Below are 13,732 nucleotides of genomic sequence, written 5' to 3'. Positions count from 1 at the left end.
CGAAGGCGCCCCTAAAGGTTTCAGCGGACCACAAAGACCGAGCAATCCGAGTGCCGGATCACCCGGGCCGCATTCGGCCCGAGCAGGTAGTCCTTCAAGTCGGGCTTGTGCGCGCCGATCACGATCAGCCCGCTGCCCGCTGCTTCGGCCACTTTCAGGATCTCCTGATAGGCGGTGCCGGTGGCGACCAGGTGGCGCACCTTGGCATTGCGCTCTTCGCCCAGCACCTTCCTGCACAGGTCCTGAAGCCGTTTGGCGGTGTCCTCTACCGCTTTTTCGTGGTGGTGTTCCTCGAAAAAGCCGGACACCCAGGTCTCGCCGAAGTTGGGCAGAACGTTGACGACGTCCAGCTGGGCGCCGTCAAGCTCCGCCAGCCGGGCGGCCTCGGTCAGGACTTTTTCGTCCAAGGCGCGGTCGCTCAGTTCCAGGGCGCAAAGAACAGGTTTGCTCATGCCGTTACTCCTTCCTCTTCACGTGCGCGTCCGCGCTGCAGAAACGCCACCAGCGCCACCAGCAGCAGGGCCGGGATGAAGATCAGCTCCTTGGGCAGCTGGCTTGCCGGAGCCTTGATGGAAGTGATCTGCACCGGTTCGTCGGCGTAGAAATCAAAGCTCTCCAGATTGGGCGCCGCCGGGGTGCCGAACATCGGCTCTTCCAGCTTTACCACGCCGTCTTCCTCCAGCAGCAGCAGGCCATAGGCATCCACTGCCGCCTGGCCGCCGGTGCCGTCAGCCGTCAGGATCATAGTGGTGCTCTTGGTTCCGGAGGTGTCGAAATCAGGACCTTCCACGGTGATCCGCAGTTCCGCGCCTGGCTCTGCCTCGTCCAGCGCCTGCACAAGCTGCGCCGGCGGCACCTGGGCAAAGGGCGGCATGATGCGGTCCATGAAGAAGTCCGGCCGGAACAGCGCAAAGGCGGCAAAGATCAGCAGGATGCTTTCATAGATGCGGTTGCGGCTGAGGAAATAGCCCATGGTGCCCGCAGTAAAGACAAGGATCGCAATGGTGGCCGATATGGCAACCAGGATCCCTTGTATCCAGTTCACGTCGATCAGCAGGAGATCGGTGTTGAAGATGAACACAAACGGCAGCGCCACGGTCCGCAGGCTGTAGAAGAAAGCGGTGAATCCGGTGCGGATGGCATCGCCGCCTGACACAGCCGCCGCCGCAAAGCTGGCAAGCCCCACAGGCGGCGTCACGTCGGCCATGATGCCGAAGTAGAACACAAACAGATGCACGGCGATCAGCGGCACGATCAGGCCGGACTGGGCGCCCAGTTCCACCACCACACCGGCCATCAGCGAACTGACAACGATATAGTTTGCGGTGGTCGGCAGGCCCATGCCCAGAACCAGCGACAGAAGGCCCACCATCACCAGCATCAGGATCAGGTTGCCGCCCGAGATGAACTCGACCAGCTCAGACATCACCTGCCCCACACCGGTCAGGGTCACTGTGCCCACGATCACGCCCGCGGTGGCCGTGGCCAGCGCGATGCCGATCATGTTGCGGGCGCCGTCGATCAGCCCGTGCCACAGGTCGCTGACACCCTGCATGAAGGCATTGGCCATGTCGCTCTGGCCGCGGAAAATGGCCTTGAGCGGTTTCTGGGTCAGCAGGATCACAAACAGCAGCGCCGTTGCCCAGAAGGCGGACAGGCCGGGCGACTTCTGTTCGATCATCAGGAAGTAGACCAGCACAATGATCGGCAGCAGGTAATGCAGACCCGCCTTGTAGATCTCGCCCACCACCGGCAGCTCGACCTCTTCGGCGTTGGGATCATCCGGCACCAGGTCGTCCACGCCGGAGGCCAGCCACAGCAGGGCAACATAGGCAGCCACCACCAGTGCTGACAGCGTCAAACCGGAGGCACCCGGCATCGCGGCAACAATCCATTTCACCGGATACTGCACGCCGTAGCAAAGCGCTGCGAAACCTGCGAAGAACAGCGCCATGCCGCCAATGGTGCGGCCCATGGACACCACGCGGTTGCCCAGCGTCGGCATATTCCGTTTCACAGCTTCCAGATGCACGATGTAGACCAGCGCAATGTAGGAAATCGCGGCCGGCAGGAAGGCATGGGTGATCACCTCGACGTAAGAGATGCCCACGTATTCCACCATCAGGAAGGCCGCAGCCCCCATCACCGGCGGCATGATCTGCCCGTTCACCGAGGAGGCGACCTCAACCGAGCCGGCTTGCTCTGACGTGAAGCCCACCCGCTTCATCAGCGGAATGGTGAAGGTGCCGGTGGTGACCACGTTGGCGATCGAAGAGCCGGAGATCAGGCCGGTTGCGGCAGAACCCACAACGGCCGCCTTGGCCGGGCCGCCGCGCAGGTGGCCAAGTGCGCCAAACGCCATCTTGATGAAGTAGTTGCCGGCGCCCGCCTTATCCAGAAGCGCACCGAACAGAACGAACAGGAACACGAACTTGGTCGACACCCCCAGGGCGATGCCGAACACGCCCTCGGACGTGATCCACATGTGGCTCATCGCCTTCTTCAGGCTTGCGCCCTTCCAGCGGATCACCTCGGGCACGTAGTCCGAAGACCCGAAGAACACGTAAAGCAGGAAGATCGTCGCGATGATCGCCATTGCCGGCCCCAGCGCGCGGCGCGCGGCCTCGAACAGCAGCAGCAGGCCTGCCAGCGCGAACAATTTGTCCACGTCATCTGCAAGGCCGCCGGAATCGACGATTTTCTGATAGAAGATATAGCCGTAAAGCGCGATGCCGGCGCCCGCGATGGCAAAGATCCAGTCCTGGACCGGGACATAGCCGCGGGGGCTGGATTTCAATGCAGGATAGGCGGCGTAGGCCAGAAAAATGGCAAACGCCAAATGGATTTGCCGCGAATTGTTGATCACGCTGCCGGGCAGCAGCAGGTTGGCCAGCGGCGAGGCCAGCGCGACTTGGAAAACCGACCAGATGACCGCGACGATGGCCAGGAACAGCCCTACACTCCCCACCGGGTTGCGGGCGCCGGCGTCGGAGGACGCGACCAGTTCCTGAAGCTCTTCTTCGCTGAGCGGTCGATTTCCCTGAGCATCGGATGTCATGGATAATCTCCCCTTGGGCCGGCGTGGAGCGGCACGGCCTCAAATTTCCTCCCCCGCCACGGGGGCAGAAACGGGGCGCTGATGCGCCCCGCCCCATTGTTCCGGCGGATTACTGGATCCAGCCTTTTTCTTTGTAGTACTTTTCTGCGCCAGGATGCAGCGGAGCCGACAGGCCGTCCTTGATCATCTCTTCCGGCTTCAGGTTGGTGAAGGCCGGGTGCAGCTTCTGGAAGGCTTCGAAGTTCTCGAACACCGAGCTGACGACTGCGTAAACCGCATCTTCGGAAACGTCTGCCGAGGTCACGAAGGTCGCGCCGACACCAAAGGTGTTCACGTCCCCGTCGGTGCCGCGGTACATGCCGCCGGGAATGGTGGCGGTGCGGTAGAAGGAGTTGTCGGCAACCAGTTTCTCAACGGCTTCACCGTCGACAGGAACCAGTACCGAGTCACAGGCGGTGGTCGCTTCCTGGATAGAGCCGGAGGGGTGGCCAACGGTGTAGATCATCGCGTCAATCTGGTTGTCGCACAGGGCTGCGGACTGTTCCGCCGCCTTCAGCTCGGTCGCCAGCGCGAACTCTTCCATGCCCCAGCCCTTGGCTTCCATGAGAACTTCCATGGTGGCACGCTGGCCGGACCCCGGGTTGCCGATATTGACGCGCTTGCCCTTGAGATCGTCAAAGGTGGCGATGCCAGCGTCCGCACGCGCGACCACGGTGAACGGTTCGGGATGCACCGAGAACACAGCGCGCAGCCCTTCAAAGGCCTGGCCATCAAACTGTTCGACACCGTTGTACGCATTGTACTGGATATCGGACTGCGCCACGCCGAACTGCAGTTCACCCTCTTGGATCGTGTTGACGTTATAGACCGAGCCGCCGGTGGATTCGACGGCGCACTTGAAGCCATGCTCCTTGCGGCCCTTGTTCACCAGACGGCAAATGGCGCCCCCGGTCGGGTAATACACGCCGGTAACGCCGCCGGTGCCGATGGTGATGAATTCCTGCGCAGATGCTGCCGGAGCCATAAAGGCCGCGGTCACCAAAGCACCGATCGCCAGCTTGGTGTGTTTCATGATCAAGTCTCTCCCACTTGTCTTATGATTTGCAGCCCGGCCCGGAAATTTGCGAAAGCGGTATGATGCTCCACGCACGGCCAGAGAATTTGGCCCCCAAGCAAGGCGTGTGCGGATATTTTTTGCACGCCCGCAAGGGTTTCACCGGGGGCCTCCCAAGTCAAGAGTGCTATCTATTGACGCACCCCCTAAAACCGATTTTTTTTCTGTATTGACAACAGTTAAGTAATTTTCCCCGTCAGCCTGCGCTGGTTCTCGGGTGCCGGCATACAAAGAATTTAATTGCAAGGGGAAATCTGCGGTCACGCGATTCTTGCACCGCGCAACCGGCACTTTGGCGGTTGCCGGCGGCAGCGCTGGAGACGCCGCTTTTTGCGCTGATTTGCGGCCGGCCGGGGATTGTTCTGGTGACAAATCCGGCAGATGGCGCTAATACGCGTCCCATAAAAATTGATCCGCTGTTCAAGAACCGGACCTGCGGGCACCAAGTCAGGGAGCTTGCGGCAATGCTGCTGAGCCAAGTCATTCACGACAACCCGTCGCTGACGGATTTCTGGGCTTTGGAGCGCTGCGTCTCCGCCGAAGCCCGCAAGATACCGCAGGAGGCCAGTGCGCCGCTGACCTGCGATGTGGAGCCGGAATTCCGCTGCACGCCGCGGAAATGGGATCTGATCCTGTCGGCAGCCCATGACCGCGGGCTGCGGGCCCGCCAGGGCTGACTTCCCGAAGCCCAAGCTTGCGAAGATGCGGACGGCCCCCGCAGGCTCGCGGGGGCCGCATTGACGTTATTCTGCCGGGCTGGCCGCCGGCGTGCCCTTGATGCGCTCGCGCACACCCTGCATCATCGCATAAAGCACCGGCACCACGATCACGCCGACCACCGTCGCTGCCAGCATGCCGCCAAAGACCGCGATGCCGATGGCACGCTGGCTGGCGGCGCCCGCGCCGGAGGCTGCCATCAGCGGCACCACCCCCAGCAGGAAGGACAGCGCCGTCATCATCACGGCGCGGAACCGCTGCTTGGCCGCCTCTTGCGCGGCGTCGCGGATGCTGAGCCCTGCGGCGCGCTGCTCCATTGCGAATTCCACGATGAGGATGGCGTTCTTTGACGCCAGGCCGATCAGCATGATCATCCCGATTTGGGTGTAGAGGTTGATGTCGTTGCCTGCGATAGCCACTGCGGCCACGGCCCCGAACAAGGCGACGATGACGGACAGCAGGATCGCCACGGGCATGCTCCAGCTTTCGTATTGCGCCACCAGGAACAGGTAGCCGAACAGCACCGCCATCGCCAGGATCACCGTCACCAGCCCGGCGGAGTCCAGCTGCTGCTGCGCGGTGCCGGTCCATTCAAAAGCATAGCCCGGCGGCAGCGCCGTCGCGGCCTCCTCCTGCATCACCCGGATGGCATCGCCGGTTGACAGCCCGGGCGCGGGCACTGCCGTCACGGTGGCCGAGCGGAAGATGTTGTGCCGCTTGAGCAGAACCGGCCCCAGAACGTTCTCCACATCTATCAGGGTCGACAACGGCACCATCTCGCCGGACTGCGCCCGCACATACAGGCCGCCAATGTCCTCGATCTTGTCGCGATAGGAGCCTTCGGCCTGCAGCATAACCTTGTAGACGCGCCCGAACAGGTTGAAATCGTTGACATAGTAAGACCCCAGATGCGTCTGCATGGTCTGGAAGACCTCGGCAATCGGCACGTTCAGCGTCTTGGCCTTCTCCCGGTCCAGATCGACAAAAACCTGCGGCACGTTGGCCCGGAAGGTGGTGTAGGACTGGGCAATCTCGGGCCGCTGATTGGCGGAATAGACCAGCGAGCCGACGGATTGCGCCAGATCCTGCGGTGTGCCGCCTGCAGTCTGCTGCACCGCCATCTCGACACCGGCCGACATGCCCAGGCCGGAGATCGGCGGCGGATTGAAGGCAACGATACTGGCCGCCGCCTCGGTGTTGGCGATGCCGTAGATCTGGCCAAGGATGGCGTTTGGCTGCAGGGGCTCACTCTGCCGCTCACCCCACGGCGCCAGGTTGGCGATGATCATCGCACCATTGGCGCCGGCCCCGTTCAGCAGGCTGAAGCCATTGACCAGGACAGTGCCCTGAACGCCGGGGATCTGGCGGATCTGCTCGTCGATCCGGCTGGTCACCGTCTCCGTCCGCCCCAAAGCGGCCGCATCGGGCAGCTGCACATCGACAAACAGGTACCCGTTGTCCTCGGACGGCAGGAAGCCCTTGGAGGTCGCGGTAAACACCGCTCCGGTGCCGAAGGCGAAAGCTGCGATAATCGCCAGCCCGATCACCGGCAGGCGCAGCAGGCGCGTGACAACGCTCAGGTAGCCGCTGCGCACACCGCCGATCATGTTCTCAAACACCGCCAGAAGCCCCTTGGGCGGGCCGGAGCGGGGTTTCAGCACGATGGCGCAAAGCGCCGGCGACAGCGTCAGCGCGTTGATGGAGGAGATCACCACCGCAACCGAAATGGTGACGGCAAACTGGGAATACAGCTTGCCGGTGATCCCGGGCATGAAGGTGACCGGCACAAACACCGCCAGAAGAACCAGCGTGGTCGCAATCACCGGTCCGGTGATCTGGCCCATTGCCTTGCGGGTAGCCTCCGCCGGGGGCAGCCCCTCCTCGGCGATGATCCGTTCGACGTTCTCTACCACCACGATGGCATCATCGACCACGATGCCGATCGCCAGCACCAGCGCAAACAGCGAGATGGTGTTGAGCGACATGCCAAGCGCCAGCAGAAACGCAAAAGTCCCGATCAGCGACACCGGGATAGCCACCGCCGGAATAACGGTGGCCCGGAAGGACCCCAGGAAGATGAACACCACCGAGATCACCAGCACAAAGGTCATCATCAGGGTGGAGACCACATCGTTCAGCGATTGCTCGACAAAATCAGTGGTGTTGAAAGGCACGGAATAGGCGACGTCTGCGGGGAAGTCCTGCGCCAGCCTGTCCATCTCGGCCAGCACCGCTTCGGAAACGGCAAGCGCATTGGCGCCAGGGGCCTGGTAGACCGCCAGGATGGTGGCCGGCACGCCGTCGTAAAAGCCGGAGGCGCTGTAGTTGGAGGCGCCCAGTTCCACCCGCGCGATGTCGCTCAGCCGCACGGTGCTGCCGCCATCACCGGTGCGGATCACAATGTCCTCGAACTCGCTGACTTCGGTCAGGCGGCCCTTGGATTTGATGGTGTACTGGAACACCTGGTCGCCGGGCACCGGCGGTGCGCCCACCTGCCCCGCCGAGACCTCGATATTCTGCTCGCGCACCGCGTTGATCACGTCGCCGGGCGAAATGCCGAGGCCTGCCATCTTGTTGGGATCGAGCCAGACGCGCATGGCGTATTCAAAGTTTGTCAGGATGTCCGCCTTGCCGACGCCGGCCACCCGCGCCAGCGCATCCTTGATGTTGATGGCGGCATAGTTCGACAGGAACACGCTGTCATAGGTCCCGTCGGGTGAGGTGAGCGCTGTCACCAGCAGCATGTTGGAAGAGCTTTTCTGCGTCACCACACCATTCGCGGTGACCTCGGCAGGCAGTGCTGCCACCGCCTGCGCCACCCTGTTCTGCACATTGACGGAGGCAATGTCCGGATCCGTGCCAACCTCGAAGGTCACCGACAGCGAATAGCTGCCGTTGTCGGCGGAGTTGGAGGACATATAAAGCATCCCGTCCACCCCGTTCACCTGTGCCTCAATCGGCGCGGCGACGCTTTTTTCAACGGTTTCCGCGTTGGCGCCCGGATAGCTGGCGGTGACGTTCACTACCGGCGGGGTGATTTCCGGGAACTGGGCGACTGGAAGCACGAAATACCCGATCACCCCCATGACTGTCAGCACCAGGGAAATGACAATCGCGAATTTCGGGCGTGAGATGAAGAGAGAGGAAAACATCGCTTACTCTCCAGCCTGTGCCGCCGGGACGGGATCCACCTCGACGCCGGGGCGGATCTTTTGCAGGCCCTGGACCACCACGGTTTCGCCCTGCGTCAGCCCGTCCAGCACGACAATGCCGGTGCCCTGCACATCCCCGGTCGCGATATAGCGCTGCTGAACCTGGTTCTGGGCGTCAACAACCAGCACAAACGGGCCCTGCTGATCGCGCTGGATTGCGGCCTGGCTGATGATGATGCGGTCGACGGCCTCCTGCGACTGCAAGCCTACGGTCAGGAAGGCGCCGTCCAGGATCAGCCGGTTGTCATTTTCGAATTTCGCCCGCACAGTGACGGCGCCGGTGGCCGGGTCGACCCGGTTGCCGGCAAAGGCAATCCGGCCCTTTTCCTCCAGCTCTTCGCCATTGGGCAGCACGACGAACACCTCCGGTGCGGTGCCGGTGTCGGACCGGTCGCGGCCATTGGTCTCAAGCTCCTGCAGGATCTCGACGAACTGTTTTTCGTTCAGCGAGAAGGAGACATAGACCGGCGCCTCCCGCACGATGTTGACCAGGGGCGAGCCGCCGGGACTCACGACATCGCCGATGCTGACCTGCACCCGGCCGAGGCGGCCTGAGAACGGCGCGCTGACTTCCGTGTAGCTCAGATCCAGTTCTGCCTGCCGGATCGCGGCCTTGGCGGCCCGCACCTGGGCCTCGGCCACCAGCTCATTGGCGCGCGCGGTGTCGCGGTCCGCCTCCGGCACGGAGCCGCGCTCGAACAGTTCCTGTTTGCGGGCCAGATCCAGCGAAGCCAGTTCCAGATTGGCCTCCGCCTGCGCCAGTTCCGCGCTGCGGCTTTCCAGCACCGCCTCATAGGCGCTGCGCTCAATGCGGAACAGCACATCGCCCCGCTCCACCTCGGCGCCGTCCTCCACCAGCACCTCTTCCAGGTAGCCGCTGACACGCGCCATGATGTCCGCCTTGTCAATCGCCTCGCCCCGGCCGATGAACGTGGCCGTGTCCTTGATCGGCTTCACGACAGCCTGCGCAACCGACACCTTCGGCGCCGCGCCCTGCTGGGCGGCTGCAGGCCCTGCAAACGTCAGCCCTGCTGCTGCAACCATCGCAAGACTGGTTCCACCAGACAGGCCTGCAGTCCAAAATCGTGCCATGCTGTGCCCTTTCGAATATGGGAAGTATATTAGGAATGATTGCAGCAACGGCTGTGACGGCCGCTCTTGCGGTAACGAAATTTCCTCCATTCAATAATTTGCTAACCTTAACCGCAAGAGCCGTTGTGCCAGCTCGGGCGTTTCTCTTGCTGTTAGGCCCGGGCAACCGCCCTGAATATTCCCCTTTCGAGCGGCTCAGCCACCGCAGGGCGGGAACCGCAGGCGGCGGCCAGGGGTTATCAACACGGGAACCCGGCGGACAGGCCGGCCGGGCGGGCTCCCGTTGATAGCTGCCCCCGCGCCGCTATCTGATCCCGCAGATGCCGGCAGGCCAGGATGCCAGGAGGATACCATGCGTTGGAGAGGTCGCCGCGGAAGCAGCAACATTGAGGACCGGCGGGGCCGGGGTTTCACCGGCAGAACCGCCGGGATCGGCGGCGCGGGGGCACTTCTGATTATTGTGGTCGGGGCCTTCCTGGGGGTGGATCTGACGCCGCTGCTGCAAGGCACGGCACCGCAAAGCAGCCAATCCGCGCCGGTCACCGAGGCCGACCAGGCTGCGGCCGAATTCGTCAGCGTCGCCCTGGCCGATACAGAAGACGTGTGGGCCACGATTTTCGACCAGCAGCTAGGGCGGGCTTACGACCCTGCGGTTCTGGTGCTCTACAAGGGCGTGACGCAATCGCCCTGCGGCGGGGGCCTCCGGCGCGACCGGGCCGTTCTATTGCCCGCTGGATGAGAAGGTCTATCTCGACACCGCCTTTTTCACCACGCTCAGCCAGCGGCTGGGCGCCAGCGGCGATTTTGCAGCCGCCTATGTGGTGGCGCATGAGGTTGCCCATCATGTCCAGAATGAACTTGGCATCCTTGGCCAGACCCAGCGCATCCGCGCCCAGGTCAGCGAAGTCGAATCCAACGCGATCTCCGTCCGCACCGAACTGCAGGCCGATTGTTTCTCCGGCATCTGGGCCCGCTATGCCCGGGATCAGCTCGGCACGCTGGAGCCGGGCGACATCAGCGAAGCGATGAATGCTGCCAAACAGATCGGCGATGACACGCTGCAGCGCAATGCGGGCCAGGTGCCGCAGCCGCATACATTCTCGCACGGCACCAGCGCCCAGCGGCAGGCCTGGTTCGCGCGCGGGTATGAGACCGGGGATATCAGCACCTGCGACACCTTCTCGGCGAACTCGCTCTGATCCGGCGGCTGCGGGTTCATTGAATTCTGCTGGTGTTGGTGGTTGTCTAACCTCACAGGCGGCGCTAGGCCAGCGCCCGACACCGGAGCGATTCCGGCGGCCCGCCGATGGCCGCCGGACTAGGGAGACAGCCAGATGAAAGTTGACGGTACGCATTACCGGTCCCTTTGGTGGGATCAAGACAAGGACGCGCTGCAAATCATTGACCAGCGCTGGCTGCCGCATGATTTTCGCATCCAGCAGGTCAGCACGCTGCAGGAGTTTGCCGACGCAATTGTCGAGATGCGGGTGCGCGGCGCGCCGCTGATCGGGGCCACCGCGGCGTATGGCATGGCGCTGGCGATGCGGCTGGATCCGTCCGATGCCGCGATGGATCAGGCCTGGAGCTTTCTGAACGCCACCCGCCCCACAGCCATCAACCTGCGCTGGGCGCTGGACCGCTGCCGCAACCATCTGCGCCCGCTGGCCGAAGGCGAGCGCGCCGCGGCGGCCCTGGCGCTGGCCCATGAAATCGCGGATGAAGATGTCGAGATCAACCGCAGCATCGGCGCGCATGGCCTTGAGCTCATCAAACAAATCGCCGCCGGCAAACCGGAGGGCGAGCCGGTGCGGCTGCTGACCCATTGCAATGCTGGCTGGATCGCCACCGTCGACTGGGGCACCGCTACCAGCCCGATGTACCAGGCGCATGACGCGGGTATCCCGATCCACGTGTGGGTGGATGAAACCCGTCCGCGCAACCAGGGCGCTTTGACCTCTTGGGAACTGGGCAGCCACGGGATCAGCCACAGCTATATCACCGACAACGCCGGCGGCCATCTGATGCAGCACGGCCAGGTCGATCTTGTGATCACCGGCACCGACCGCACCACCCGCCGCGGCGATGTCTGCAACAAGATCGGCACCTACCTCAAGGCGCTGGCGGCCAAGGACAACGGCGTGCCTTTCTATGTCGCCCTGCCCTCGCCGACGATTGACTGGACCGTTGCCGACGGCGTCGCGGAAATCCCGATCGAGGAACGCAGCGCGCGCGAGATTACCCATGTGCAAGGTAAGACAGAGAGCGGTGAGATCGGCGTTGTGCAGGTCACACCCGATGGCACGCCTGGCGGCAACCCCGCCTTTGACGTGACGCCCAACAGGCTGGTCACGGGCCTGATCACCGAACGCGGCATCTGCGACGCCAGCGAAGACGGCCTGGCCGGGCTGTTCCCGGAAATGGCCGCCGCAAAATCCGCATGACAGGGGCGTCTCAGGTGAAACCTCCCTACCAGGACAGCACCTCTTTGCGGCAGGCGGTGATCAGTGCCTGTCTGGAGATGAATTCTGCAGGCATCAACCAGGGCACATCCGGCAATATCTCCGTGCGTGCGGGGGATCACATGCTGATCACCCCCTCCGGCGTGCCGTATGACCAGATGGCGCCAGAGATGCTGGTGAAGATGCCGCTCGACGGCAGCGAAGCTCCGGCGGGCCAGCTGAAACCTTCTACGGAATGGCCCTTTCACCTGGCCATCCTGCAGGCCAAACCTGCCGTCAACGCCGTCGTCCATGCTCACCCCGTCTATTGCAGCGCGCTGGCGATGAACCGCCAGGCGATCCCAGCCTGCCACTACATGGTGGCGGCCTTTGGCGGCAGCGACGTGCCGGTGGCGGACTACGCCCTGTTCGGCAGCCGCCAGCTGTCGGAGAATATCACCCGTGCTTTGCAGGCCCGCAGTGCCTGCCTGATGGCCAACCATGGCGCCGTCACCACCGGAGAAAGCCTTTCCCGTGCCCTCTGGCGGATGGTGGAGCTTGAAACGCTGGCAAAGGGTTATGCGGCCAGTCTCACCTTGGGAAAACCGCATATCCTGAGCGAGGATGAGATGGCAGAAGTGATCGCGGCCTTCGCGGATTACGGCTTGAAGGACAGCCGCTGATTTTGGCGGGTTGAAAGTGCAGCCCGGGGGAAATGTCCGCGGCGGGGCGGTCTTGCCCGCCTCACTTAGCCAGGCTTAAGAACCTTGCGCATCCGTTTGATATATCGCGGAAATCTGTGGTGCCCAAGGAGAGACTCGAACTCTCACGATGTTGCCATCGGGGGATTTTGAATCCCCTGCGTCTACCATTCCGCCACTTGGGCCACGCCCTTTTCCTAGCCAAGGCTGCCGCCAAGGTCTAGAGGCAAATCGGCCTCTCTGCGCCGAAATCGCACCCCGTTGCAAAATCATCCGCAGCAAAGGTTGACGGAGGCCGGCGCACGTGCCACCTCCCTTGGCAAACGCCGTTGAGGACGCAGGGCGCAGCATGCTGAAACCGCTATATGACCGGACAATGGCCTTGGCCGATCACCCCAAGGCGCTCTGGTGTCTGGCCGTCGTGGCTTTTGTCGAAAGCTCGGTGTTTCCGATTCCTCCGGACGTGCTGATGATCCCGATGATCCTGGCCCGCCCGTCGCGCGCTTGGCTGGTTGCTCTGGTGGCTTTGGTGGCCTCTGTCGCGGGCGGCATGCTTGGTTACGCCATCGGCGCCTTCTTTTACGACAGCATCGGCCAGCCAGTGCTGGAGGCGATGGGCAAAGGCGATTCCATGGCGGAGTTCAACGCGCGCTTTAACGACTTCGGCTTCTGGGCGGTTCTGGGCGCCGGGATCACGCCGTTCCCCTACAAGGTGATCACCATCATGTCGGGCTGGACGGGCATGCCGCTGGGCACATTCATTGCCACCTCTATCCTTGCACGCGCATTGCGCTTTTTCATTGTCGCGGGTCTGCTGTGGCAGTTCGGGGCACCGGTCCGCAACTTCATTGAACGCCGCCTGGGACTGGTCTTCTCGGCTTTTATGGTGGTCCTGTTCGGTGGCTTCCTGATGGTGAGGTTCATCTGATCATGCACCGTTTATTGATCGTTATCGCCGCCCTAGGCTCCGCCGCGCTGCTGCTCGGGGCGCTGGGGTTTCAGTACATTGGCGACATGCCGCCTTGCAAACTGTGCTACTGGCAGCGCTACCCGCATGCGGCGGCGGTCGGGATTGGCGTTCTGGCGCTGATCATTCCGGGTGCGGTGCTGCCGTATCTGGGCGCGCTTGCGGCGCTGTCCACTGCCGGGGTTGGGGCGTATCATACCGGTGTTGAGCGCGGCTGGTGGGAAGGCCCCTCAACCTGCACCTCCGGCCCTGTAGGCGGTCTGTCGCCCGATCAGCTGATGGAGCAGATCATGGCCGCGCCGCTGGTGCGCTGCGACGACGTGCCGTGGGAGCTGTTTTCCCTCTCCATGGCCAGCTGGAATGCAATCGCTTCGCTTGGCCTGGCGCTGGTCTGGATTGCTGCCGCCAACCACGCCCGCAAGCAGGGTTAACC

Annotated in this window: 10 protein-coding genes, 1 tRNA gene and 1 pseudogene; 6 read left to right on the top strand and 6 right to left on the bottom strand. The window is 63.1% G+C overall.

Going from position 1 to position 13,732, the window contains the following annotated elements; translation table 11 throughout:
• Positions 1-20: 20 nt before the first annotated feature.
• From DAEP_RS0105340 to DAEP_RS0105330, 3 genes are all read right to left on the bottom strand, one after another.
• Positions 21-452: a universal stress protein gene (locus DAEP_RS0105340; RefSeq protein ID WP_027243934.1), complete on the bottom strand. Its 432-nt coding sequence runs from the start codon at positions 450-452 to the stop codon at positions 21-23.
• Positions 449-3,058, bottom strand: coding sequence for a TRAP transporter permease (locus DAEP_RS0105335; RefSeq protein ID WP_027243933.1), 2,610 nt, complete (start codon positions 3,056-3,058; stop codon positions 449-451). Before DAEP_RS0105335 ends, DAEP_RS0105340 begins: the two co-directional genes overlap by 4 nt.
• Positions 3,059-3,167: 109 nt before the next feature.
• Positions 3,168-4,130 carry a TAXI family TRAP transporter solute-binding subunit gene (locus DAEP_RS0105330; protein ID WP_027243932.1) on the bottom strand — a complete coding sequence of 321 codons (963 nt, stop codon included), beginning with the start codon at positions 4,128-4,130 and terminating at the stop codon, positions 3,168-3,170.
• Positions 4,131-4,636: 506 nt separating this feature from the next.
• On the opposite strand from DAEP_RS0105330, the gene DAEP_RS0105325 reads away from it, so the two are divergent.
• Positions 4,637-4,849 (top strand): hypothetical protein, encoded by a 213-nt coding sequence (locus DAEP_RS0105325; RefSeq protein WP_027243931.1) that lies wholly within the window; start codon positions 4,637-4,639, stop codon positions 4,847-4,849.
• 66 nt (positions 4,850-4,915) lie between these two features.
• Here DAEP_RS0105325 and DAEP_RS0105320 read toward each other — a convergent pair whose 3' ends face one another.
• Together DAEP_RS0105320 and DAEP_RS0105315 are read right to left on the bottom strand one after the other, a co-directional pair.
• On the bottom strand, positions 4,916-8,041 hold the full coding sequence (locus DAEP_RS0105320; RefSeq protein WP_027243930.1) for an efflux RND transporter permease subunit: 3,126 nt from the start codon (positions 8,039-8,041) through the stop codon (positions 4,916-4,918).
• 3 nt (positions 8,042-8,044) lie between these two features.
• Positions 8,045-9,145 (bottom strand): efflux RND transporter periplasmic adaptor subunit, encoded by a 1,101-nt coding sequence (locus DAEP_RS0105315; RefSeq protein WP_084204399.1) that lies wholly within the window; start codon positions 9,143-9,145, stop codon positions 8,045-8,047.
• A gap of 400 nt (positions 9,146-9,545) precedes the next feature.
• Between DAEP_RS0105315 and ypfJ the strand changes: the two are divergent.
• From ypfJ to DAEP_RS0105300, 3 genes and pseudogenes are all read left to right on the top strand, one after another.
• Positions 9,546-10,392, top strand: a pseudogene (ypfJ, locus tag DAEP_RS22435) (KPN_02809 family neutral zinc metallopeptidase).
• Between the two features lie 135 nt (positions 10,393-10,527).
• Positions 10,528-11,634 (top strand): S-methyl-5-thioribose-1-phosphate isomerase, encoded by a 1,107-nt coding sequence (gene mtnA, locus DAEP_RS0105305; RefSeq protein WP_027243928.1) that lies wholly within the window; start codon positions 10,528-10,530, stop codon positions 11,632-11,634.
• Positions 11,635-11,648: 14 nt separating this feature from the next.
• The gene (locus DAEP_RS0105300) at positions 11,649-12,314 is read left to right on the top strand and encodes a class II aldolase/adducin family protein (protein ID WP_027243927.1); all 666 of its coding nucleotides are present in this window, start codon (positions 11,649-11,651) and stop codon (positions 12,312-12,314) included.
• Between the two features lie 117 nt (positions 12,315-12,431).
• On the opposite strand, the gene DAEP_RS0105295 is transcribed toward DAEP_RS0105300, so the two are convergent.
• Positions 12,432-12,517, bottom strand: a tRNA-Leu gene (locus DAEP_RS0105295).
• 164 nt (positions 12,518-12,681) lie between these two features.
• On the opposite strand from DAEP_RS0105295, the gene DAEP_RS0105290 reads away from it, so the two are divergent.
• Both DAEP_RS0105290 and DAEP_RS0105285 read left to right on the top strand, forming a co-directional pair.
• Entirely contained in the window at positions 12,682-13,260 is a 579-nt protein-coding gene (locus tag DAEP_RS0105290; protein WP_027243926.1) for a YqaA family protein, read from the top strand.
• Between the two features lie 2 nt (positions 13,261-13,262).
• Positions 13,263-13,730 (top strand): disulfide bond formation protein B, encoded by a 468-nt coding sequence (locus DAEP_RS0105285; protein ID WP_027243925.1) that lies wholly within the window; start codon positions 13,263-13,265, stop codon positions 13,728-13,730.
• The last annotated feature ends 2 nt before the right edge of the window (positions 13,731-13,732 follow it).

The sequence above is a fragment of the Leisingera daeponensis DSM 23529 genome (assembly GCF_000473145.1).
Taxonomy (GTDB): Bacteria; Pseudomonadota; Alphaproteobacteria; order Rhodobacterales; family Rhodobacteraceae; genus Leisingera; species Leisingera daeponensis.
The sequence above is the reverse complement of the archived record's forward strand: the minus strand, read 5'-3'. Positions and strand labels throughout refer to the sequence as shown.